This is a genomic window from Chelatococcus reniformis (assembly GCF_014640075.1).
In the GTDB taxonomy this organism is placed as follows: Bacteria; Pseudomonadota; Alphaproteobacteria; order Rhizobiales; family Beijerinckiaceae; genus Camelimonas; species Camelimonas reniformis.
This window is the reverse complement of sequence record NZ_BMGG01000031.1, coordinates 1-861: the sequence shown is the minus strand read 5'-3', so window position 1 is coordinate 861 and position 861 is coordinate 1. Positions and strand designations below refer to the sequence as shown.

1 protein-coding gene is annotated in these 861 nt (G+C 64.7%); it reads right to left on the bottom strand.

Going from position 1 to position 861, the window contains the following annotated elements:
- On the bottom strand, window positions 1-861 hold an 861-nt coding region (locus tag IEW34_RS30185), incomplete at both ends, for a tetratricopeptide repeat protein (protein ID WP_188612956.1).

Sequence of the window (861 nt, the reverse complement as noted above, 5' to 3'; positions counted from 1 at the left end):
TTCACCCCGCTCGAGCAAGGCCTCGGCATGCTCCGGTTGTTCGGTGAGCAAGGCGTCGAGGAGGGTGGCGGCTCGTTCCACTTGGCCAGCGTCGCGGAGGGCCCGGACGAGCACCAATCTGAGGCGGGCGGAGGACGGATCGGCAGCCGCAGCGGCCGAGTAGTGTTGGACCATCCCTGGCAGATCACCGCGTTGGCGGGCTATATGGCCCGCCTCCTCGTGCGCCTGAGCCGGTGCATCGGGCTGGGCGAGGACGGGTGCTAGGGCATCCGCTGCGGCTTGTGTCTGGTTCAGATGCTTAAGTGCCGCTGCCAGCCTCAGCCGGCTGCGATTGTCGAGCTCACCGTCGCTAAGCTCGGCGGCGCGCGCCAGATATGCGGCAGCGGCGGCATAGTCGCGACGCGACGAGGCGATATCTCCAGCTGTCAGCACCAAGGTGCGATTGCCGGGTTGAGCTTCGATCAGAGGCGCAAGCAGCTCCCAAGCTGCCTCATGGCGCCACACCCGATGCAACTCCTGTGCACAGAGCAGCCGGATCGCGTTGTCGTTTGGTTCAGCTGCAACGATCCCCTTAAGCGCCTCCTCCATGCCGCGCGGATTATTCTGCTTGCGGGCATGCAGGCAAAACAGACGAACGATATTGAGGTTTGAAGGGTGGAGCTGCAACAGCGCTTGGAGCTTATCCCCTACGCTCGCCCCCGTCCCCAGCTCCTCAAGCAGGCCCCGCGCCAACTGATAGCCCTTGCTTGGGTCGCAGCACAGCGCCGCTATCACAAGCTCAAGCGCCTGATCGAGGTGCCCCTCACGACGCGCCAATTCACCCCGCTCGAGCAAGGCCTCGGCATGCTCCGGTTGTTCGGT